Genomic DNA, 23,412 nt, shown 5'->3' on the forward strand with positions numbered 1-23,412 from the left:
CCCGGTTTATTGAGATTTCCTACCTTAATTTGCAACCTGTTTCAGAATGGCAAAAGGGTAAGCTACTGCTATGCATCAAGCAAATTTGTCTTCTCTTTAATCGGACTGCTCCATTTCATTTAAGCGGGTATCGCCCGGCATGACCTCCCTTACTAAACCTAACTATGAAAGAAACCATTGGCTGGGTAGACCGGCTTCGGGTACTGGCCTGTTTCTTAGTGATTCTGTCCCACTGTTGTGATCCCTTTGTCGCTAAGTTTGACGCCGACCGCGAATCCTTCCTGACGGGCGTAGCCATCGGCAGTCTGGTCCGCCCCTGCGTTCCGCTGTTTGTGATGCTAAGCGGCGTTCTGTTGTTCCCCGTAACGAGTAGTGTAAGCGAATTTTACAAAAAACGGATCGGACGGATCCTGATACCCCTGGTCTTCTGGTCGCTCGTACTGCCCATCCTTTTCTATGTATATCTCAACTTCATCAACCCCGGAACCATGAATCCGGCAATTGATAAGACCGATCATACGTTGCCCGCTACGTTACGCAAGCTCTACACCTTTGTCTTCAATTTCAACTTCGCCACGATTCCCTTGTGGTATCTCTACATGCTGATCGGGCTGTATTTGGTGATGCCGATTTTCAGCGTTTGGCTACAGCAGGCCACTAAAAAAGACGTGGAGGTGGTATTGAAAGTTTGGGCTATATCCCTGGTTCTACCTTACGTGAAAATGGTGGCTCCGATACTGGGCTATCCCGGCAATTACGGCAACAAGGGAATTCTAGGGGTATGCGACTGGAACGATTACGGTACTTTTTATTACCTCTCGGGATTTATCGGGTATCTGGTGCTGGCGTACTATCTGGTTAGGTATCCACTAAACTGGACCTGGAATCAAACGTTAGCTGTAGGTATTCCTCTGTTTCTAGTTGGCTACGCCAGTACGGCTGGGGGCTACGTGCTCATGCAACAATCGTTTCCCGGCAATTACGCCTATCTGGAAATTGTTTGGTATTTCGCCGGTATCAACGTTTTCCTCATGACGTTTCCCGTATTTCTCTTCGTTCAGAAAGCAAAAGCCAGCCCTTCCGCCGGGTGGTCGCGTCTGGCCTATCTGACGTTTGGGATGTACTTGTGTCATTTCATTTTTGTGGATGTCATGTATGACCTTTTGGGAGCCTTGGGTTCATTGCCACCGGTAGTACACATTCTGGGGATGGCCCTTTCGGTTTTTGGCATAAGTTATCTGATTGCCCGGCTTATGGATCAGTTCTCCCTGACCCGGCGATTCATTCGGTAAAGGACTGGAACAGTCTTTGTAAGGTTAGGCGAACAGATAAAACGCTAATATCATGGATAGTATCAATCAACAGCAACCTGAAAAGAACAAGGAAGATTTAGCAGGGAACGAGGCCGGAAAGAAAATCAACGAACTAGCCGAAAAAAACAGCACCTGTCATTTTTGTACGCGAATCACGAGCGGTCAACCGCTGAAGGTACGCCCGATGTCCGTACAGGAAGTCGATGAATCGGGCAACTTCTGGTTCCTGAGCTCTGACGATAGTAACAAAAACGCGGATATTCAGGCAGACCCCTACGTTCACCTGTTATTCCAAGGCTCCGCTCATTCTGATTTCCTGAGCGTATACGGTCGGGCTACGATTTCAAAGGACAAGGAAAAAATCAAAGAACTCTGGAATCCCATTTTAAAAGCCTGGTTTACCGAAGGAGAAGACGATCCCCGGATTACGGTTATTCAGGTAGCCGCTGAAGAAGGCTATTACTGGGACAACAAACACGGGAATGCCGTGGCTATGGTGAAAACAGCCGTGGGAGCCCTGGTAGGTAAAACCCTGGATGATTCGATCGAAGGAAAATTGAAAGTCTAAGTATTGGATTATAGGTCTGAATAATGTCCAACAAGAGCTTCTTGTCGGACATTATTGTTTAGTAGAGACCCCAACTTCTGTGCGTTAACGGCAGCCTACTGAAAACGAAAGTTCGTGAAAGCAGATACGTTAAGCATGGGTTAAGTAATGTATCGAATAAAACGAAGTAGCTATACTTACAAAGCCGCCGCCTGTTTGTTGTATTTGTTTCGATAATCGAGAGGCGTCATGCCGGTGGTCTTTTTGAAAATTACCCGAAAGGCTTTCGTATCCGAGTAGCCTACGTCGTACATCACTTCGTTGATGTTTTTACGGCTCACTTCAAAACTCTTCTTGGCAGCTTCGATTTTGACCCGCTGCATGTATTCGTTGACCGTATTCCCCGTCGCCTTTTTGAAGCGTCGTTCCAGACTGCGGCGGTTGATGGCCAGCCGATCCGATAATTGTTCGACGGTGATGCGTTCCGTAAAATTAGATTCGATAAAGTCCTGAGCTTTGCGTACCAGTGTATCCTCGTGATCTTTCTGTCCCTGAAACATCATGAATGAAGACTGACTGATCCGATCAATTTCAATCGCAAAAACTTTGGCTGAAAGAATGGCCAGTTCGCGACCCGCGTACTTTTCGATCAGGTGTAAAATCAGGTTTTGGTACGAAAAAGCCCCACCGCTGGAGTAAATGCCCTGTTCGTCCGTAATAATTTTTTCGGTTAACAGCTCAACATCCGGGAACATGCGGCGGAAATCGTTGGCCGCCATCCAGTGGGTAGCACACTTACGCCCCCGTAACAAACCCGTCGAAGCCAGGATGAACGCTCCCATACACAAACTGGCCACCTCCGCCCCCTGCTGATACTGCTGCGTAATCCAGGGAATGAAGCGTTTATTCTTTTCTATAGCCTCTTCAATATTACCATCTACCGCCGGTATGATGATGAGATCCGTATGCGTGATGTCCTCCAGCAAGTGATCGGCGTGGACGGTAAAGAGGCCACCACTCACGGGTGTTTCCCGGCAGAGACCCACCAGCTGTACCTTAAACAGGGGCGGCTGTCCCTGCATTTTTACGAATGCGTTCACCTGCGTTAACAGTTGGCGAGAGCCCTCCAGACTTCCTAAAATAGCCCCTTGCGGCACCAGAATAGAGATGTGCTTCATAGGAGTAAAACTAGGGAAAAAACCTGTCGCAATCAACCCTATAGATGGACGGATTTACCCCCCGCTCGTTAGATAAGGAGACGCTACTTTTGCCCAAGAACTGCTCGGGAAAAGAAATTAACGTTGCTCGTTGGATGATCTGTTCTTTGGCGATACACGGCTCCGTTTCCCAATTAGTCTGAATTAAATTCTTTTACTTATTCAACGTTTCTTATTTATGTTCACGGCACATCCCTATCTCAACTTTCCCGGTACTACCGAAGAAGCTTTTCGCTTTTACCAAAGCGTGTTTGGTGGCGAATTTCTGACGTTAATACGCTTCAAAGACACGACCGAAGCCACAAATGTCCCCGAAAATGAGCAGCATAAGTTGATGCATATCGCCTTGCCGCTGGGCAAGGGTGGCGTCATTCTGATGGGTACGGATGTACTCGATTCCATGTGTCATACCCTGATGCCGGGTAATCAGATTTCCCTTACGCTCACGCCGGACAGCCAGGCCGAAGCCCAGCGATTGTTCGAGGGGCTTTCCCTGGGAGGGAAGGTAAGCGTACCCCTGGAGCCTTCGTCCTGGGGTACAATCTTTGGCATGCTAACGGACGCCTATGGCATTCAATGGATGATCGACTATACACCGCAATCCTGATCACAGTACCATTCCACAGCCCAGAAGACGTCCAACAAGTCTTCTGGGCTATTTTTATTACCTAATCATTCGGTTATACTGAGAAAAACCGTGTAAGCAAAACGGCCCGAAGGAATCAACGTCATGCTTGCATTTGCTTCGGTACGACCGGTAGAGTAGAAAATTACGCTTAAAATCGTTTCGGATAATTCTTTGATTTCTACGAATTCCTTGCTTAATTAGCTCTTCCCCTCAGGCAAGAGCCGCAGCTTTCCTTTGGCATTGTACGCATTCAGTACCTTAATTCTTTACGTTACCGGAGTCCGTTGAAAATCCTTCCCCAGCGTAGGCGGCTCCCGTGTAAACGTACGAGCAAACGTAGCCTGGTCCCTTTTCAAAGGATCTAGGTTATGGCAGTTGTCTAGTTCCGATTGCAACGACTTACTTAACCAATACTTCTACTTATGCGTCTCCTGACTGAAGAAGTACTGCTGCAGCTCGCCTCCGAAGGCCATGCAAATGCCTTTGCGGAATTGCACGACCGCTACCGGCCGCTTCTGTACCGTTTTGTGTATTCCATCGTGAAATCGTCGGATGTAACGAAAGACATTTGTCAGGAAGTATTTCTCCGGATTTGGGAAGATCGGGGTCGGCTACCGGAAATCAGTGCCTTCAAATCGTATCTGCTGACGGCTGGTAAAAACCTGAGTCTCAACGTTCTGAAAAAAGTCTTATCGGAAGAAAAAAATCTCAGTTCCTTCGTTAAAACGTATGAACAAACCTCATCATCCGTAGATGATGAATGGCAGACGATTGAATACCAGCGGTTTATTCAATCGGTACTAGCCACCTTACCGAATCAGAGTCGGCGGGTTTTTGAACTGTGCCGTCAACAGGGACTTTCCTACGAAGAAGTCGCCGCTGAACTGGGCGTTTCCCGCAACATCATCAAAAAACACATGGTACGTTCGATGAAAGTACTGAAAATCGCCGTCGAAAAAGACCTGGGCATCACATTCAGCGTGCTGGCAACGGTTCTTTTCGAAGGATAAAAAGGAACGGTATCCCAATTATTTTAACGGGTAAGGGGACCTTCCGGGTGCTCTCACTTGTCTTACCCCCGCAACCTCAACCTCCGAAGCGGAGATCAACCCTCTTATTGCTTATTCATGGAAGAAAACAAGGTCTTACGCCAGAAGCTCGTTGAGCGATACATCCAGTCGAAAGCCAGTTTGCCGGAACTGGAAACCTTCATTGAACTTTATAAACAAGGTGAACTGGAACAGGTGCTGGATGAATACCTCGAACAGCAGATCGAAGCCAGCGAGGCCGTTACCTTCCGTCCGAAACCCACGCGAGTAAAAACACTTTGGGCCGCCTGTCTTACGCTGGCCCTGGTCAGTGGGGGAGTCTTCTACGCCCGCCCGTACTTTCGCTCGTCCGTACCCACCCATTACACGCAGGTACGTACGCAGAATCAAGGCATTCGGAAAGTCAGTCTGTCGGATGGCTCAGTGATCTGGTTGAATCGAAACAGTAGCTTGCGGTACGCTGATCCCTGGCAGGGTGATACTCGTGAAGTGCAAATGCAGACCGGAGAAGCGTATTTTCAGGTGGCCAAGAATAAAAAACATCCCCGGTTCATTGTCCGAACGCCCGATCAACTGACGGTAGAGGTAAAAGGCACGCAATTCAATGTACGCACGCAAAAGGGCAGTACCCGCGTGTTTCTCGAAGAAGGAAAAGTGACCCTCAAGAAAGAACAGCAAGTCGCCGAACTTTCCCCCGGACAATTAGCCACCTATGAACAGCAACACCTTACCGTTCAGTCCGCGAAAGGGGACGTATGGCTGGCCTGGAAAAATGAACTGTTCGTGTTTGACGATGCTACGCTTATCGAAATTGCCCGTGTACTAGAAGCGTATTACGACATCCACGTTGTGATTCAGGATCATCTCGATCATCTTAAATTCACCGGCAAACTTTCGCAAAAGGATCTGGGACAGGTTCTGAAAATTCTGGCTCGTACCCTCGATGTAGAGATTGTGCAGCGAAAAGGATTAGTAACCATTCGCGAAGCCAGTGGGATGGCCGTTCCGGCTGAGTAAAAAACGTCTAGGGATCGAAAAGGCCGTTGCAGTACTACGCTGCAACGGCCTTTTTCTGTACTGGCTAAAAACGGCCTTTCGAAATAATATTTTGCCTTTTTGGATTTTGTCAAAATTTGTAATATATAAACAAAGAGTATAACCTATTAAATAAAATGAAAAATCTTTAATGGCAGGGGGACCTTAGCCCTGGGGTATGGTTGTCTTACCGCTGAAGTACGACCATTCTCATTTCGCAAACCATTGGCTACCTATGGGATTACTACTACGAAGGAAGAGCAGCGGATTAGTCGGATTACTGATAACCGGGATCGTTTGTTCGGCTGCGGGACAAACCCCGGCGTACTTTGCCCGAGCGGAGGCCGAAAGGGAAGAGCGGCCCCGGCCCGCCACCCCGGCTACGAAAGGGCTAACGGAAGTTTTTCAGCAACTGGAAAAGAAGTACCGGGTACAGTTTGCCTATCAGAAGAAGCTGGTGCAGGATAAACGTATACAGGCAACCGTTGGTACTGGCAAACGTAGTCTAGAGGAAAATCTGCAGCAGGTACTCTCACCCCTAAACCTGACGTATGAAAAAATTGGCGAGACCTATATCATTTCCGAGCGGATTCGGGAATCGGTGGAGTCTAAAAAAACTTCGAAAGCAGAAATTAAAGTAAAAGGGAAAGTTACGGCCAAAGACGGTAGTGAACTGCCCGGCGTAAACGTGCGAGTGAAAGGAACGGGCATCGGAGCCGTAACGAATGCCCAGGGCGAATACCTGATTACGGCTCCCAGCGAGACCAGCGTTCTGGTGTTTTCGTTCATTGGCTACACGAGTCAGGAAATTGCCGTAGCGGGCAAAACCACTATTGACGTTATCCTGGAAAATGAGACCAAACAATTGACGGAAGTAGTGGTGACGGCCGCTGGTATCGAACGGAAGGCCAACGCCTTAGGCTACTCAGTCAGTACGCTCAGTACGACCGATTTAGCCCAGAAAAACGAACCTGATCCCGTACGGGCCCTAGCCGGAAAAGTAGCCGGGGTCAACGTCCAGGGTGGGGGCGGTGTGGCGGGCGGAGCCACGAACATTACGATTCGGGGAAATTCGTCGCTGGGAAATAATAACCAGCCGCTGTACGTCGTCGATGGGGTACCCTTCGATAATTCGACGTTTGCCCCGGTAACCGGCAACAACCAAACGCAGAGCAACCAGAGTACGGCCAGTCGGGCCTTCGACATTGACCCCAACAACATCCAGAGTATGACCGTACTGAAAGGAGCCGCCGCGGCGGCCCTCTACGGATCGCGGGCGGCGAACGGGGCCATCATCATTACCACGAAAGCTTCGGCGAAGAAGAGCCGGAAGGGTACAGAAATCACGTACAACACCTCTTATTCCGCCGAAACGATCGCCGGATTGCCCGAGTATCAGCAATTGTACGGGCAGGGAACCAACGGCGATTACCGAAGTGCCGTGTATGGTTCCTCGGGTTCGGCCTACAGTACGCGGGCGACGATTCCGCATCCACTGGCCCGGGCTGGTTTTTCAGCCGCCGATTTTCCGCAGTTCTATGAAGCCGATGGCGTTACGCCCGTGCAGGTACCGTATCGCTCGTACGCCGGAAAAAACCAGCGGGATTTCTTTCGCACCGGCTCCGTTTACGAAAATGCGTTGACGGTGAATAGTGGTAGCGAAAAAGGAAACTTTACGGTGGGCCTGAGCCGTACGACCAACCAGGGTATTGTTCCGGGTAATGAGATTGCCCGTACGTCCATCAACGTTGGTGGAAATGCCCGGCTGGATAACAAATTTTACGTGCGTGGAACCATCAATTACGTCATGACGGATCAGAAATCGCCTCCAATCGGGGGGAGCGGTTCCATTATGAGCACGATGTATTATTTGCCCACGAGTTACGATCTGACGGGTTACCCCTACGAAAATCCCAACACCGGAGCGAATGTGTACGATTACGCGGGGGTTGACAATCCCTACTGGTCCATCCGACACAGTCCAGCGACTAGTAACGTGGACCGGTATTACGGAAACTTTGTACTCGGTTTTGACCCCTTAAGCTGGCTGAACATTCAGAATACGGCGGGTTTCAACGCCTACACGGATCGCCGGGTGAGTGTACTGGGCAAGGGCTCGTCAGTATACGCCAACGGTACCATCAATACGGATAATATCTACCGGCAGGAATTGGACAATACCTTGCTGGTGACGATCACGAAAACCATTAAGCAGGATTTTTCACTGCGGGCCATTTTCGGCAATAACATCAACCAGCGGATGACCGACCGCTCGGCCTTTGTCGGTACCAATATTATCACGGCTGGGATCAATAATATCAACAATACCTCGACGATTACCCTGGGAAGCCTGCCCAATAACCGGGCGATGATCCGACAGCGGTTTTACGCGTTCTTTACGGATATTACGCTGGATTACAAGAGTTTTGCTTCGCTCAATATTGTGGGACGGAATGATGTATCTTCCACGCTTCCACCGGAAAACCGCAGCTACCTGTACGGAGGCGTAAACGGTTCGTTCATCTTTACGGAAGCCTTCGGTCTCAATAGCCCCATCCTGAATTTCGGTAAAGTTCGTGTGGGCTATACGCAGGTGGGAAATGAAGCCCAGCCGTATCAAACCGTGAACGTGTTTAACGCCAACGCGAGTGCGGGGGATCTGGACGCTCCCTTTTCTAATCCGGTCCAATCCAATGTGAGTACCATGACGCTGGGCGACGTGTTATCCAACGCCCGGTTGAAGCCGGAGTTCATCACGGAATTTGAAGCCGGTACCGAGCTACAGTTCTTTAACAACCGCCTTTCCATTGATCTGACGTACTACCACAAACGCAGTACCTCGCAGATTTTTACCGTAAAGTCAGCTCCATCGACGGGCTTCACGGATCGCATCATTAATCTTGGGCAAACCTCCAACAAAGGAATTGAGCTGGGAATTAGTGCAACGCCCGTATCGCTGGCTTCGGGTTTCCGCTGGAATATCAATGCCAACTTCACCCGTAACCGGAATAATGTGGATGATCTGGGGGGCTTTGCTCAGTTGGTGTACGGCAATAATATCCACATTGCCGGACAACCCTACGGGCAGATTTATGGCAGTCGATACGCCCGCGATAGCGAGGGTAACATTCTGGTGAATCCGCAGACGGCTAAGCCCATTGCAGCCGCTACGAGCGGACCCATTGGTAATCCCAATCCCAAATTCATTGTGGGCCTAAACAACAGCTTTTCCTACAAACGCATCACGTTTGACGTACTCTTTGACTGGAAACAGGGTGGAGCGATTTACTCGACCAACATCGGAAATGCTCTGTCGCGGGGCGTAACCCGCGATACGGAAAACCGCGAAACGCTTTGGGTCGGACCGGGTGTACTGGGCAACGTGAATACGCTGGAGCCCATCCTGGATGAAAGCGGCAACAAAATTCCAAACAATACGGCCCTGACGGTCATCGACTACTTCTTCAGTGGTGGCTACGGTCCGGGAGGAATTGGCGAGGGCTACGTGTTCGACGCGACCGTATTTCGGTTGCGGGAGCTGTCGCTGGGCTATCAGCTGCCCTCCAATATCCTGCAAAAAACGCCCTTTGGTTCCGTATCCATTTCCCTGAGCGGCCGAAACCTCTGGTATAAAGCTCCCAACACCCCGAAGTACATGAATTACGATCCGGAAGTAAGTACGGGAGCGGCCAATAACGCGGGTTTCGATTCACTCGGCGTACCCACCACCCGCCGGTTCGGGGTCAACCTGAGAGCCAGTTTTTAACGTAATGCAAACCACAGGTATCATGAACGGAACGCATCGTCCTATCTCGTTTTTAGTCGCTTTTGTATTGATCCTCACGACGAGTGCCTGCAAGAAATTTGTTGACATTAATGGCGACCCTAATAACCCGACGGAACCAAACCTGAGTTTATTACTATCGGGTACGCAGGTATCGATTGCGGGTAATTTTACGGGCATTAACAGTGGAGGATCGGCCGTGGTTCAGCACTGGGGTTCAGGAAACCTGAACCGCTGGGATCAGTCGGGAGGTACTTTTTCTTCGTCCTGGTCCGGGTTCTACACCGGGGCCATTCCCGATCTGGAAACGATCATTAAAACCGGTACTGAGCAGCAGCAGTGGGGCTACGTCAGCATTGCGAAACTACAGAAAGCCTATCTCTACAGCATCATGGTGGACGTATGGGGCGACATTCCCTATACGCAGGCAGGCGGTACCTACACTGACCCGGTTTTTGACAAGGGACAGGATATTTACAACAGCCTCTTCACGCTGATTGACGAAGCCCTGGCTGACATGGAAAAAGGCTTTACGGTTACGAGCAGTGCTGATTTGTTTTATCAGGGCTCGAAGGAACGCTGGCAACGCATGGCTTACTCGCTGAAACTGAAAATGTTCAATCAGATTCGTTTGGTTGACCCCGCCCGGGCCGAGCAGGGCATTCGGACGCTACTCAGCAGCGGTGTCCCGCTCATGACGGAGAATGCTCATGATTTCACCTTCCGCTATGGTAGCAACGTGACGCCCAACTCCCGCCATCCCTGGTACATCAATTCCTACAATACCAGTCGCAGTGGCTACATGAGTATGACGCTGATTAATCGCCTGAAACAACAGGATGATCCTCGTCTGCGGTATTACGTATTCCGGATGCGGTCCAATGCTGGTCTGGCAAATGCGACCAACGGTGATGGGTATTACGGACGGTATCCGGGCGACGGTGCGGCTTCCCCCGCCGACCACAGTACGCGGGCTATTTCCGGCATTTATCCCGCCGCGGGTTTGTATGACAACGGGACCATTGCCACGTTGACTTCCGCGAATCAGTTGTTGAACAACGAAGGAGCCAGTGCTGGTACCACGGCTAATTCTTTCCGAATTGCCTTGTTTACGTCGGGCGATGGAACGGGAGCGGGTATTCTGCCCCTGATTACGAATGCCATGGTCAACTTCATCCGGGCGGAAGCGGCCTTAACGCTCAACACGGGGGAAGATGCCCGCAAACTGTTGCTTGATGCCGTAACGGCTCAACTCACGAGCGTCAGTACGCTTTCGGCCAGTAATAAAGGAAACGCCATTCCGGCCACTACCATCACGGGCTTTATTACCCGCTTGGGTCAGCAGTACGATGCCGCTGATGCCGCAGGCAAGATGCAATTACTGATGATGCAAAAATGGATTGCCCTGTACGGCAACGGTGTTGAAGCCTACAACGATTACCGCCGGACGGGTCTACCGCAACTCGAAGATCTGGTGTCGCCCCTGGATACGTTCCCCTTCCGCTTCTACTATTCCGAAACAGAAATGACCTCCAATGCTTCGGTGATCGCCAATCGGGATGCCGTGCAACGGGCTCAGCAGCTAACGCCGGTGTTTTGGGATAAGTAGGGTTTGAAAGGCTTATTGGGCTAAAATAAGCTGATCATATAATAGGTTGATCTTTTGGTCCGCATGGAATGCTTAGGGGCTACTAGTCAGCCGTCGCTCAAGAACAAGTCCCGATCTATTTACAAGGACCTATTTAGAAAACGAAGCAAACCCCTAACGACCCTTCATTTGACGCTTTTATAAACCGCTGAAACGTTTAAACTCCAGTAATAAACGGCATTTGATGAAAACATATTCTATGAACAAATACCTGATTTACGCAATCCTGACGACGCTCGCGGCTTTGGCTTCCTGCAAAACCGTCGATTACGATTGGGAAAACTATACGACTACGGCCACGCCCAAGGCTACGCTGAATCTGCAAACCTCCGCTTTGCCGACGGTGCAGACGGCCAAGGTTTCCTTTTTCAACCTGAAAGATCCCAACTTCGCTACCAGTCAAGTATTCGAATGGACCCTGGATGCGAATAACATTGGGGATAGCCCGGTACAGTCCATTGATGTATACGTGAGCTATAACAAGCGGGAATCGAGTCCGCCGGCGTATCCCATTACGCTATCCCTGGCCGGGGTACAGCCCACGGAACGGCAGTTTCCCTTACCGAGTACGGTGGCCAAAACGGATATTTTGTACGAATCGGTTACGCAGTTTCCCAAGACCTACCGCTTCACTCCGACGCAACTGGCTCAGATCACCAACACCGACCTGAGTAAGGTGGCCGTTAATGATTATTTTCTCTTCAAATTCATCCTGACGATGCAGAATGGAAAACGCATCGTCCAGTTTCAGGACAATGCCTGCGACGAATCCCGGGGGGAACCCTGTGACTGCCGGATCGGTGTACGCTTCAAAAACCAGTAAATAAGTACCTATTCTTCAAAGCTTGTACCAAACGCTAAACAATCAACGCATCTAATTGATCACTAGCCTATGTTTAAACGTCTGATTTTCATTTTGGTTTGCGTAAGCGTGCACGTGAGCAGGGCTCAGGTGCCGACGCCTAAAGAACATTTTGGTTTTGCCATTGGCGACGATTATCACCTGGCCAATTACACGCAAACAGAGGCGTATTTCAAGAAAGTGGCTCAGGCCGTACCCAATCTGGTGAAGCTACAGGTTATTGGCAAGACTGAAGAAGGCCGCGATCAGATCATGATGATTGTAACGTCCGCGGACAACCATAAAAAGCTGGATCGGTACAAGGAAATCTCCACCAAAATGGCTCGTGCCGAAGGACTGAGTGAGGAGCAGGCCCGGGCGATGGCCGCGGAAGGAAAGGCCATTGTTTGGATCGACGGCGGTATTCACTCGACGGAAATGGTCGCTACGCATCAGCTCATCGAAACATTGTATCAGGTCACGACGCGTACCGATGCCGAAACCAAGCGAATTCTGGATAATGTGGTGATTCTCTTTACGCACATCAATCCCGACGGACAAGAACTGGTGGCCAATTGGTACATGCGGGAAAAAGATCCAACAAAACGCAAAATGGAAACCATTCCCCGGCTGTACCATAAGTACATCGGTCACGACAACAACCGCGATTATTTCATGCTCAACATGAAAGAATCGCAAAACGTGGGTCGGCAGTTATTCGTAGAGTGGATTCCGCAAATCATGTACAACCACCACCAGCGGGGGCCGGCGGGGTCGGTTTTAGCGGGTCCACCGTACCGCGATCCCTTCAACTACGTCTTTGATCCGATGATGGTAACGGGTATTGACGCCCTGGGTGCGGCGATGTACAACCGCCTGAACGCCGAGAAAAAGCCCGGCTTCACCCGTCTGAATGGATCAAGCTTTTCAACCTGGTACAACGGTGGATTACGGACGACGACCCACTTCCACAACATGATTGGTTTGCTGACGGAAATCATCGGCGGCCCAACGCCCGAAGAGGTACCGCTAGTACCTAGCCGACTGATTCCCAATAACAATACGCCTAATCCCGTTACACCACAAAAGTGGCATTTTAAGCAATCCATCGACTATTCGGTTTCGCTGAACTTCGCCGTGCTGGATTACGCCGCCCGCAACAGCGATCATCTGCTGTATAACATTTATTCGATGGGTAAAAACTCCATCGAGCGGGGCAGCTCCGATTACTGGACGCCGTACCCTAAACGTATTGAAGCGATTAATACGGCCTACCAAGCCGATCAGGCCAAAACCCGTGGGGCTCGCGGGGGCGGCGTAGCGGCCGCTGCCGCAGATCCTATGGGTTGGGGGTCGCGGAGTGCGGGTATGCCACTTAAGTTTTATGAAAGCGTCATGCGGGATCCGCTCTTACGCGATCCGCGGGGATACATCATTCCTGCCAACCAGGCCGATTTTGCTACGGCAACCAAATTCGTCAATGCCCTCATCCGTACCGGCATTGGGGTAGAAAAAGCAACGACAGATTTCACCATTGCCGGGAAAAAGTATCCAGCGGGTTCGTTCATTGTGAAAACGGCTCAGGCCTTCCGCCCGCACATCATTGACATGTTTGAACCCCAAAACTACCCCAATGACTTCCAGTATCCCGGTGGCCCTCCGATTCGTCCGTACGATGCCGCCGGATGGACGCTGGCGTATCAGATGGGCGTCACGTTTGACCGCATGCTGGAAGGTTTCGACGGACCGTTCCAACGCCTACCCTACGGAGAATTACAAACGATTCCCGCCAAAGTAGCCGCGGGTTCCGGGGGGTATGTGCTGAGTACGAAAATGAATGACGCGTTCCTGGCCGTGAATGATCTTCAGAAAGCGGGTGTGGAGGTGTTCCGAATTACACAAGGATCGGAGATGGGCAATTTTTACGTACCCGCCAGTGCCAAAGCCAAGGCGACGCTGGATCAGGTTGCTCAAAGTGCTGGACTGCGAGTGACGGGGCTTTCCAAAAAACCGACGCAGGCGATGGAAAAAGTAAAACCCCTACGCGTTGCCTTGTGGGATACGTACGGCGGCTCGATGCCCTCGGGCTGGGTACGCTGGTTGATGGAGCAGTATCATTTTCCCTGTAACGTCGTTTATTCGAAGGAGATAGACGCGGGTAATTTGAAGAACAAGTATGACGTGATCGTATTCGTCACGCGAGCCATTCCAGTGTATCGCGGAGCGGATAATGATCCCTACGCCGCTTTCCGAACGGAAACGAAAGAAGAGGAGATTCCCTCCGAGTTTCATCCTACCATGGGACGGATTACGGCTAATCAATCCATCGCTCCACTGAAAGCGTTCCTCGAAGCAGGCGGAAAAGTAGTCACGATTGGTTCGAGCACGAACCTGGCGTATCACCTCGGGTTACCGGTACGCAGTGCCTTGTCCGAGTTGACCGCTACGGGTGAGGAACGTGAATTACCCAGTGGCAAGTACTACGTACCCGGCAGTATTCTGCGGGTCAGTGTCGATTCTTCAGCGAAAGCCAGCTGGGGATTGCCCGGTCAGGCCGATGTGTATTTTGACAATAGCCCCGTTTTTCATCTGAGTTCGGAAGCGGTCGCCAAAGGTCATTTGACGCCACTCGCGTGGTTCCCCAACAATAAACCTTTACGCAGTGGCTGGGCCTGGGGAGAAGCCTATCTACAGGATGGCGTAGCCGCGTTTGAAGCCAAAGTGGGCCAAGGAAAACTGTACGCCTTCGGACCCGAAATTACGTTCCGGGCTCAGTCGCACGGAACTTTCAAATGGTTATTTAATCAATTATACTAAACACCGTTTTTACGATCGAAAGGCTTCAATTCCGCAAGGGTTGGAGCCTTTTTTATTGCGTTCATTCTGTTGGAAGCATCGCGACAGGAGGTAATGAGTGTGTCGTTTCCCCGCAGGGCATACGGGTCTAATCAGTAAACTCCTTCAGGATTAGGAGGTATGCTTGAAGAGAGGGGAACGGGTGCAGGAATCCAGGCTTGGCCAATAAACAGCCTCTAATCCCTACTGCTACAAAACGCATCGCTGAGTTTCAGAAATTGCCGGGGCGAAACGCCTGTGTAGTACTGGAAATCTTTGATGAGATGACTTTGATCGTGATAGCCGTACTGTTCAATCAATTCAAACCAGTTGACGGATGCCTCTGAGCGATTCGTCAGCGTATGCAGGACTTCCTTAAAACGAAGAAACCGCAGCAGTTCTTTCGGCGAATAACCCACGTATTTTTTGAAGCGTAACTGTACGGTACGCTCAGTGCGGTTCGTTTCTGCGGCGATGATTTTTACCGGACTTACCACGGGCGAATGAAAAGCCGCTGCGTGCGTGAGTAAAGGCACCGCTTCAGCTTCGTCGGGAGCCAGGCGTGAAATGAGGTAAGAATTAAGGTATTCAATCCGCTGGTGAGTATCGGGAAACGAAGCCAGGTTCTGCCAAAGCTCTTCGAGTTGCTGGGTTTGGGCCAGAAGCTTTGATTCAGACCATTCTTCCAGATTCAGGTTTTGCATCGATTGAGCCAGGAGCCGATAAAAACCGTTATGGGTAAAATTAATAATTAGAAGATCGGCGTTGGCCCTCAACTCATACGTCAGCATATGACGTAACGGACCCAGAATAAAAATTTTCTGAATGGATCGATCCAGCTGGTTCCCAAACGAAAATCGTATCGGTGGACCGAAATTGAACGCCAGCATCATTTCCAGCGACGGAGACAGATGATAGACCTGCGGATCAAACCCCGATGGCGTCTGAATTTCGTAGTAATGACCGATCAGGTCGGCCAGTTCAGGGGCAGCAGTAATGCGGCGTCCGATTGATTCCATCATTCGAGCAGGTGTAAAATCCGAAGGTACGGAGAAATCGCTTTACTCTATTGGCTGGTTTCCTCTATGTGTTTCTCTGTATGGCCACGTAACTCCAAAGGGGTTTCATGTAATTTTCCCCCTATGAAATGCGGGGAAAATGGAAACCTGCATCCGTTGCTTCCGTTCGCTGAATTCATGTCATAATGCCTGTTAACCCAGCAAAGGATCCGTATACCCCGCCTTCCCCGTTTCTACCCGGCCCGCGTACCGATACACCGAATCACCCCCTTTTACGCTGAGATCATACCACTGATGACTTTTCCGTAAATCAATCACCAGTTCCGTTCGATCACCCGGTTGTCCGGCCCGGGCCAGTGTTTTCGAAATAGCCTGATTTCCGTACGACTCATCGGTAATGCTTACAGGGCAATCTTCCGTAGAGTTGAGATTTTGAATACGTAGCACGAGTTGGCCCGTATACTGCTTCTGTCGGTTTCGTTGATAGTCACAGGAAACCTGAATTGATTCCCCGCTGAATTCCCGGTAGAAACCGTTCGGACCATATACTTTGAGCTGAGCCGTAGTCGGAAAGGAATCCCGCAAGGTATCACCCGCCGCTACCGTGTACGAGCGGATTTTCAAAGCACCTCCGCTTTGTTCATGCACCTGAAAAGGAGCACCCGTAGATCCTTTCAATTCGTTTTTCGCCGAAACAACGAGCTGAAGGCCCTGCTTCGAAGGCACTACATCGGCGTAAAGCTCGTAGGGCAGGGCACACGAAGGGCGTATCCCTTTTTCCTGCTGGGGTAAGACGGTAGCGGGTTGACGAAGGTCTTCCGTAGATAAGGCTTTGTAACCCGTCGGCAGTGGCTTGAACTGAGCCTGATGAATGGATTGAACGAAGGGATCGCGGGATACGAAGGTCGGAAGCGTCATTTTTTCTCCCGCGTACGGACGAAAGGCCGAGGTCAGATCCCCGCATACGGTCCGTCGCCAGTCGCTGATGTTTGTTTCCCTAAGCGTTTTACCGTGTTTATGACTCACAAATTTTTCCAGGAACTGTACGACGGACGTATGATCGAATACCTCCGAACACACGTAACCGCCCCGGCTCCAGGGCGAAGCAATCACCAGGGGTACGCGGAAACCCAGGCCAATCGGGCCCGTCCGGCCGTGCTCCTTGCGGGAAGCTTCCTGCTCGGCTGTCACGAATTCCAGTCGGGTGTCGATACCCGCACTCGTCCGGCCACTTTCGGGCTGATCGGGATGGGCGGGAATGAAGGGTGGTACGTGATCAAAGTAACCGTCGTTTTCATCGTACGCCAGTATAAAAATGGTTTTCTTCCAGACTTCCGGGTCCTGCGTGAGAATGTCGAGCATTTCCGAAAGGTACCAGGCCCCGTACCAGGGAGCACTCGGGTGATCCGAGAAGTTTTCAGGAGCCACTACCCAGGAAACCGTCGGCAGCGTTTTGTTCTTGACATCGCTGCGAAACTGGTGCAGAACATCACCCTTCGGGACGCGGACACTACGTTGCTGCCCTGCTTCCTCGTAGCTCAGCGTGGTCAGTTGGTGATAGTCCGGATCGTTAACATTTGTGGTATACGCTCGCTGATGCAGACTTTTATCTTTGGCCGAAAGCTTGGCAAAGGCCTCGGGCGTATACTGTTTCAGGTCAGACTGAAACGTTTGCAGCCTTTTTTTATAGGAATCCAGCGTACGTTTTGTCTTTTCGTAGCTAGGATCGCTCGTTCCCAGTTTACGCAGACTTTCTTCCAGCGTCTTTATTTTCTCCGGTAAAACCGTCACCTGTTTTTGAATATAGGTGCGGTAGGCCGGATGAAAACGTACGCGGAATTGCGAAAACCACTCCAGCGGATTGTCGGTGAAATTGGCCAGCCAGCTATCTTCCTCGCCCTCTAGCCCCGTCGAAAGGCTAATCTCATTCTGGTACACTTTCCAGGAGATTCCTTCTTCCTCCAGTCGTTCGGGAAAGGTTTTCCAGCTTACTTCATCCTCGTAATCAACGTTTTCGTTCCGAACATTGGCCTGAGCTTTCGGGTTGCGAGGGTCGCGGAGGGTACCCGTCCAGAGGTACAAGCGATTGGGCGTAGTACCCGTCAGCGACGAACAGAAATTTTGATCACAAACCGTAAAGGCATCGGCCAGCGCGTAATAAAAGGGTAAATCCTCGCGGTTGTAGTAGCCGAGCGTAAGGGGCATATCGGCGTAATCCTTGTGTCCGGATTTCTTAGCTTCCAGCCAACCATCCATGCGACCGCCATGAAACGCATCCACCTGATTTTCCCAGGAATGTGGCAGCGAGCTCATCCAGGTAGCCTTGGTATCTTTAATGTTCAGCCGGAACGGAGCGTACGTTTCCCCCTTCGCATTGGTTTGAAACCAAACTTTTTTACGATTGGGCTGCTCCATCGCCCGTGGATCGTTGAAACCCCGTACGCCTTGAAGCGTACCGTACGTATGGTCAAACGAACGGTTTTCCTGCATGAGAATCACCACGTGCTCGGCATCCAGAAACGTAGTACCGGCTTCGGGATCGATGGCAAAAGCTTTCTGAATGGAAGCGGGCAGTAAACCCGCCAGTCCGGCTGCACTGGATAATAACGCTGCTTTTTTTAGAAAATCTCTTCTGGAATCCATGGATGAATCAGGCAGGTAAAATGGGGAAACGAATTTTCGAACGCTGGTAACGAAAGAATACCTACAAAACTGGCGAACACTCGGCTTACGTGCCAAATTATTTTTTTGTTACCAGCCGGTAAAACTGAATTAAACCGAATGGAAGGTTTTTCGTTACTACCCTATACGTTGACTGTATGAATGATTATGAAAAACGTTCACGTGGGTACCTGCGGTTTTAACGGCACCCAAACCGAATACGTTCAGAAACTTTCCTGTGTGGAAGTTCAACATACGTTTTATCAGCCTCCGCAGCTGCGTACGCTCGAACGCTGGCGGCAGGAAGTACCCGCCCCTTTCGAGTTTACGCTGAAAGCCTGGCAGCTCATTACGCACGAAGCAAAAAGTCCGACCTACAAACGACTCAAACGAAAACTCACGGATCAGGAAAAACAAGAGGCGGGTGCCTTCCGTGCTACGGCCATTGTCGAAGAGGCTTGGCAAACGACCCGTGCCTGTGCGGAGGCCCTGGGGGCTCGCGTGGTGCTGTTTCAATGTCCGGCTAGTTTTCGGCAAACGCCGGAAAACGTGCATCAACTGCAACGTTTTTTTTCAGAACTCGATCGGGGTACGCTACATCTGGCCTGGGAACCCCGGGGCGATTGGGAATGGGATGTGGTGGAAGGACTGTGTGAAGACCTGCACCTCTGGCACGTGGTTGATCCTTTTGTTCAACAGACAACAACGCCCGAAACCACGTACTTTCGCTTGCACGGGCGGGAGGGCTGGCGGTACCAGTACGAGGAGCAGGAACTACGGGAGCTGAAGGAATTGCTGCCCGAAGAAGGACCGGCCTATGTCTTTTTCAATAATAGACACATGGTCGAAGACGCCCAGACTTTTCAGCAAATCTTGAACGAAGAATCCTAGAAGCGAGTACCTTTGAATCATACTCTAAACCCAGTTTTAACGCATGAAAAAAGTAATCCTTAGCCTCCTGACGTTGGCAGTATTCACGGCTTCTAAACCTAAGCCCACCTGGATCTATTTGTTCGATGGCAAATCAACCGCGGCTCTGCGGGGATACCGGATGAAAACCTTCCCAACGGATGCCTGGAAAGTGGAAGAAGGGGCCCTGGTAACGCAAACGGGCGTACCGAACATTGATCTGGTGACCAAAGAATCATTCAAGGATTTCGAGCTGGCTTTTCAATGGAAAGTGTCGGAAGCGGGTAACAGCGGCGTTTTTTATTACATGAAAGAAGATGCCGCCAGTCAGGCCGGGAACGGCAACAGTCCGAACTGGCTGGACAATTTCGAAATGCAGATTCTTGACGACATCAATTTCAACGATAAAGAGCCCAAACGCTCGGCGGGTTCTCTGTATGATCTGATTACGCCTACGAACAAAAAGCTTCGGCCCGTAGGAACGTATAACGATGCCCGGCTTATTGTCAATAAAAATCACGTGGAGCACTGGCTGAATGGTGAAAAAGTGGTGACGTACGAAATTGGTTCGAAGGATTTACAGGAGTTGATCCGGAATAGCAAGTTTTCGAGCAATCCCAAGTTTGCCACCTCTACGGATGGACTACTCATGTTTCAGCACCACGGGCAAAAAGTCTGGTTGCGGGACATTAAGATTCGGCGTTTGTAGTCTTTTCGGTTCACACTCTTCATGGATCTACCTATGAAAATGCTATACAGTGGAGCTTTGATCCTGCTAGGACTAGCGGCTCAGGCTCAGGAATGGCAGTCCGTACCCACGCAAAATACGTGTGCAACGCGTCACGAAAGTGCGGCAACGCTGGTGGGAGATAGTTTGTACGCCATCGGTGGCCGCGGGACGCGACCCTTGGAGGCCCTTAACCTAAATACGCTAATCTGGCAACGCCTGCCGTCGCCACCTCTGGAGATGCATCATTTTCAGGCGATCACCTACAACGGTGAAATCTACGTGATGGGAGCCTTTGAAGGAAAATTTCCGCACGAGACGCCCATCCCCAACATCTATATCTATAACCCTGCGAAAGGGGAATGGCGAAAAGGCCCGTCGATTCCCAAGGATCGGCTACGGGGTTCGACGGGCGTGGTGGTATACCGAAATAAAATCTACATGAGCTGCGGCATCATTGATGGGCATTACGACGGACATGTAGCCTGGCTGGATGAGTACGATCCGAAGACGGATACCTGGAAAAAACTCGCCGATGCCCCCCGTACCCGCGACCACATTGCGGCGGCGGTCGTGGGAGACAAAATGTATTTGGCGGGCGGTCGGAACTCCACGGCCCGGATTAACAAGGTCCTGGAAACAACCATTGCCGAAGTGGATGTATACGATTTCAAAAAAGGCACGTGGGAGACCCTACCCGCTACCTCCAACATTCCCACGCAACGGGCGGGTGGTACGGCCGTAACGCACCAGGGCAAGGTTTGGGTGATCGGCGGCGAAAGTCCGCAGTTACTGGCTCACAACGAAGCCGAAATTCTGGACCCCAAAACCAATACCTGGACGAAAGGACCTACGCTAAAAAAAGGACGTCATGCGACGCAGGCGGTGGTTTATAAAGGAAAAATTTACATCGGAGCAGGTTCGGCTAATCACGGCGGTGGTCCGGAGCTGAATGATCTGGAAGTGTTGAAGTGAAGGTTTGAAGAATTGTGTTTGAAGTGGTTTGATGTTTAATAGGGGAGCAAGAATACCCTGCATTGCACACGGGTTATTCAGGTTGAATTCCTTCGGGGTTAGGGTGTGGTAATTATACAGATGCAGGTCCCCAAACCTGTATTCACCCAATGCCAGCTTTCCGAGGGGCGTCACTTTAGAAAACCGATAAGATTGACCGGGCGAGTTGTCCGTAGCATCCGCTACGGACTTTTTTAATGGGTAGGCTGAGCCTACCGGGCTTGACGCATATCGCATAGCATATGAAACTAGCGAAATTAAATGCCCACAATGTTTTAAAGAGTCAGTAAAAAAGAATCTAATCAAAAACTCCGCATAGCTCACGTTAACTAAAACAAACTCCCAAGAAGTTTAACCGTAAATAACCTTGGGTTAACGCCTGATATAAATACCTTTTGTACGCTATAATTTGGATTCAATCGCATTCCTGTAATAAATTGCGTAAGTAATTACGTAATTTATTAAATATGGATATCATTTCACAACTGGGACCCTTGGCTTTCGTTAGCCGGATGCGGCGACTGGCCGAATCCGTGAACCTGTACGCCCGGGCGGTTTATCAGCAATACGGACTGAATTTTGATCCCAAGTGTTTTCCCGTATTCTGGACGCTTTGTGAAGTAGGTCCTATGGGTATTAGCGAGTTAGCGGAATACATTGGCTTTTCCCATCCGGGCGTCATTCAACTGGCCAAACAACTGGAACAGGACGGACTCATTGTATCCGGGAAATCGGATGCGGATAAACGCAAGCGAATTCTGAAGCTATCTGAAAAAGGAGAGGCCTTGCGTCCCGAATTTCAGAAAGTCTGGGCTCATATTCAGGCTGTCAATACCAGACTAATTGCCGAGCGTCGGCACAACCTGCTTTGGGCGGTAGAGGAAATCGAAGGCGTACTTGCCCAGCAGGACTATCTCAGCATCTTTAAAGACTATCTCAAAACTCAGCAGCTGGAAGAAGTGGAAATTCTGGATTACGATCCGGCCTATGCTCCGTACTTTAAATCCCTGAATCAGGCCTGGATCGAGCAATACTTTCGGCTCGAACCCCACGATCTCGAACAGCTCGATCATCCCGAACATATTCTGCAAAAAGGTGGCGTCATTCTCTTTGCCCGCTACCAACAGGAAATTGTCGGTACCGTAGCTCTGGTACAGGAGAAACCCGGCGACTTTGAAATGGTCAAAATGGCCGTTTCACCGCAGGTACAGGGACGACAAATTGGTAAAAAGCTGGGGCAGGCCATTTTACAGAAAGCCCGCGAAGCCGGAGCCGCCCAGGTATGGCTGGAATCCAACACGCGACTGGTACCCGCCATCGAACTTTACAAAAAACTAGGTTTCTACAAAGTCGCTATGACCGCCACCCCCTACGAGCGAGCCGACATCCGCATGCAATGTGATTTATAAAGCCTATGTACCAACCCGCTCAGCCCATGGGCAGTATCACCCCCAACAACAATTAACCAGTAACTAAAAAATGCTTATCCGTCTCGCCACCGAATCCGACCTGCCCGCTCTGGTAACCTTACTGCAACGCGTGGTTCCCCTCATGCAAGCTTCCGGCAACCTGCAATGGGATGAATCGTACCCCAATGCCGAGGTATTTCGCGAAGACATTCGGCTAGGTCAGCTCTGGGTGGCCGAGTACGAAGGTAGTATCGCGGGCGTAGCGGCCCTGACAACTGATCAGGATGCCGAGTATGCCCAACTGGGTTGGGATCTGTCCGAGTCCGCCATCGTCACGCACCGACTGGCCGTGCACCCCGATTTTCAAGGCAAAGGAATTGCCCAGCGATTACTGGAACAGGCCGAACAACTAGCCATTGATCGGAATATTCACATACTACGCGTGGACACTAATACACAGAATCAGGCTACACAACGACTCTTTCCCAAATTAGGCTACCGCTACGCCGGCGAACTCTCACTGGGTTTTCGGCCCAATCTACGCTTTGTCGGTTTTGAAAAGCGACTAATCAGGAACTAGCTTATAATGGTTCTAAAAAAGGCATATTCCATCAAATTTTAATGAAATTAATTCTCGGATAAATTATTCTTTATACCTTTGGTGTACGTACACTATTGCATTTTTGTTTCCTGTTCCATTAGGTGGTAACAACGCATGAAGTGACGACCCATTGATACGCACGCCTCTGTATGAAAAAGGTTCGCCCCCTGATCCT

17 protein-coding genes are annotated in these 23,412 nt (G+C 50.4%); 14 read left to right on the top strand and 3 right to left on the bottom strand.

The genetic code is table 11. The annotated features are described in order from the left end of the window. The first annotated feature begins 164 nt into the window (after nucleotides 1-164). Nucleotides 165-1,292 (top strand): acyltransferase, encoded by a 1,128-nt coding sequence (locus ACOJTG_RS03760; protein ID WP_420152587.1) that lies wholly within the window; start codon nucleotides 165-167, stop codon nucleotides 1,290-1,292. A gap of 52 nt (nucleotides 1,293-1,344) precedes the next feature. Continuing rightward, complete coding sequence (locus ACOJTG_RS03765) at nucleotides 1,345-1,881, top strand: pyridoxamine 5'-phosphate oxidase family protein (protein WP_420152588.1); 537 nt, start codon at nucleotides 1,345-1,347, stop codon at nucleotides 1,879-1,881. 176 nt (nucleotides 1,882-2,057) lie between these two features. On the opposite strand, the gene ACOJTG_RS03770 is transcribed toward ACOJTG_RS03765, so the two are convergent. Next, on the bottom strand, nucleotides 2,058-3,038 hold the full coding sequence (locus ACOJTG_RS03770; RefSeq protein WP_420152589.1) for a GlxA family transcriptional regulator: 981 nt from the start codon (nucleotides 3,036-3,038) through the stop codon (nucleotides 2,058-2,060). Between the two features lie 217 nt (nucleotides 3,039-3,255). Between ACOJTG_RS03770 and ACOJTG_RS03775 the strand changes: the two genes are divergently transcribed. The 7 genes from ACOJTG_RS03775 to ACOJTG_RS03805 all read left to right on the top strand — a co-directional run bounded on the left by ACOJTG_RS03775 (nucleotide 3,256) and on the right by ACOJTG_RS03805 (nucleotide 14,879). Continuing rightward, entirely contained in the window at nucleotides 3,256-3,684 is a 429-nt protein-coding gene (locus ACOJTG_RS03775) for a VOC family protein (RefSeq protein WP_420152590.1), read from the top strand. A 443-nt stretch (nucleotides 3,685-4,127) separates the two neighbouring features. Beyond that, nucleotides 4,128-4,715 carry an RNA polymerase sigma factor gene (locus ACOJTG_RS03780; RefSeq protein ID WP_104715104.1) on the top strand — a complete coding sequence of 196 codons (588 nt, stop codon included), beginning with the start codon at nucleotides 4,128-4,130 and terminating at the stop codon, nucleotides 4,713-4,715. A gap of 117 nt (nucleotides 4,716-4,832) precedes the next feature. Beyond that, complete coding sequence (locus ACOJTG_RS03785) at nucleotides 4,833-5,771, top strand: FecR family protein (RefSeq protein ID WP_420152591.1); 939 nt, start codon at nucleotides 4,833-4,835, stop codon at nucleotides 5,769-5,771. Nucleotides 5,772-6,024: 253 nt separating this feature from the next. After that, a complete protein-coding gene (locus ACOJTG_RS03790; RefSeq protein WP_420152592.1) occupies nucleotides 6,025-9,555 on the top strand; it encodes a SusC/RagA family TonB-linked outer membrane protein in 3,531 nt (1,176 codons plus the stop codon). Between the two features lie 22 nt (nucleotides 9,556-9,577). After that, on the top strand, nucleotides 9,578-11,182 hold the full coding sequence (locus ACOJTG_RS03795) for a SusD/RagB family nutrient-binding outer membrane lipoprotein (RefSeq protein WP_420152593.1): 1,605 nt from the start codon (nucleotides 9,578-9,580) through the stop codon (nucleotides 11,180-11,182). A 223-nt stretch (nucleotides 11,183-11,405) separates the two neighbouring features. Next, on the top strand, nucleotides 11,406-12,044 hold the full coding sequence (locus tag ACOJTG_RS03800) for a hypothetical protein (RefSeq protein ID WP_420152594.1): 639 nt from the start codon (nucleotides 11,406-11,408) through the stop codon (nucleotides 12,042-12,044). A gap of 69 nt (nucleotides 12,045-12,113) precedes the next feature. Further along, on the top strand, nucleotides 12,114-14,879 hold the full coding sequence (locus tag ACOJTG_RS03805) for a M14 family metallopeptidase (protein ID WP_420152595.1): 2,766 nt from the start codon (nucleotides 12,114-12,116) through the stop codon (nucleotides 14,877-14,879). A 215-nt stretch (nucleotides 14,880-15,094) separates the two neighbouring features. On the opposite strand, the gene ACOJTG_RS03810 is transcribed toward ACOJTG_RS03805, so the two are convergent. Further along, a complete protein-coding gene (locus ACOJTG_RS03810) occupies nucleotides 15,095-15,919 on the bottom strand; it encodes a helix-turn-helix domain-containing protein (RefSeq protein ID WP_420152596.1) in 825 nt (274 codons plus the stop codon). Nucleotides 15,920-16,108: 189 nt separating this feature from the next. Next, nucleotides 16,109-18,559 carry a phosphocholine-specific phospholipase C gene (locus ACOJTG_RS03815; protein WP_420152597.1) on the bottom strand — a complete coding sequence of 817 codons (2,451 nt, stop codon included), beginning with the start codon at nucleotides 18,557-18,559 and terminating at the stop codon, nucleotides 16,109-16,111. 186 nt (nucleotides 18,560-18,745) lie between these two features. Here ACOJTG_RS03815 and ACOJTG_RS03820 point away from each other — a divergent pair, with 186 nt between their 5' ends. The 5 genes from ACOJTG_RS03820 to ACOJTG_RS03840 all read left to right on the top strand — a co-directional run bounded on the left by ACOJTG_RS03820 (nucleotide 18,746) and on the right by ACOJTG_RS03840 (nucleotide 23,216). Then, nucleotides 18,746-19,468 (top strand): DUF72 domain-containing protein, encoded by a 723-nt coding sequence (locus ACOJTG_RS03820; RefSeq protein WP_420152598.1) that lies wholly within the window; start codon nucleotides 18,746-18,748, stop codon nucleotides 19,466-19,468. A gap of 43 nt (nucleotides 19,469-19,511) precedes the next feature. After that, nucleotides 19,512-20,195, top strand: a complete 684-nt coding sequence (locus ACOJTG_RS03825) for a 3-keto-disaccharide hydrolase (protein ID WP_420152599.1) — start codon at nucleotides 19,512-19,514, stop codon at nucleotides 20,193-20,195. 33 nt (nucleotides 20,196-20,228) lie between these two features. Further along, nucleotides 20,229-21,188, top strand: coding sequence for a Kelch repeat-containing protein (locus ACOJTG_RS03830; protein WP_420152600.1), 960 nt, complete (start codon nucleotides 20,229-20,231; stop codon nucleotides 21,186-21,188). 506 nt (nucleotides 21,189-21,694) lie between these two features. Then, nucleotides 21,695-22,636: a bifunctional helix-turn-helix transcriptional regulator/GNAT family N-acetyltransferase gene (locus tag ACOJTG_RS03835; protein WP_420152601.1), complete on the top strand. Its 942-nt coding sequence runs from the start codon at nucleotides 21,695-21,697 to the stop codon at nucleotides 22,634-22,636. Between the two features lie 70 nt (nucleotides 22,637-22,706). Next, the gene (locus tag ACOJTG_RS03840; RefSeq protein ID WP_420152602.1) at nucleotides 22,707-23,216 is read left to right on the top strand and encodes a GNAT family N-acetyltransferase; all 510 of its coding nucleotides are present in this window, start codon (nucleotides 22,707-22,709) and stop codon (nucleotides 23,214-23,216) included. Nucleotides 23,217-23,412: the final 196 nt, after the last annotated feature.

The organism is Siphonobacter sp., from assembly GCF_048595215.1.
Classification (GTDB): Bacteria; Bacteroidota; Bacteroidia; order Cytophagales; family Spirosomataceae; genus Siphonobacter.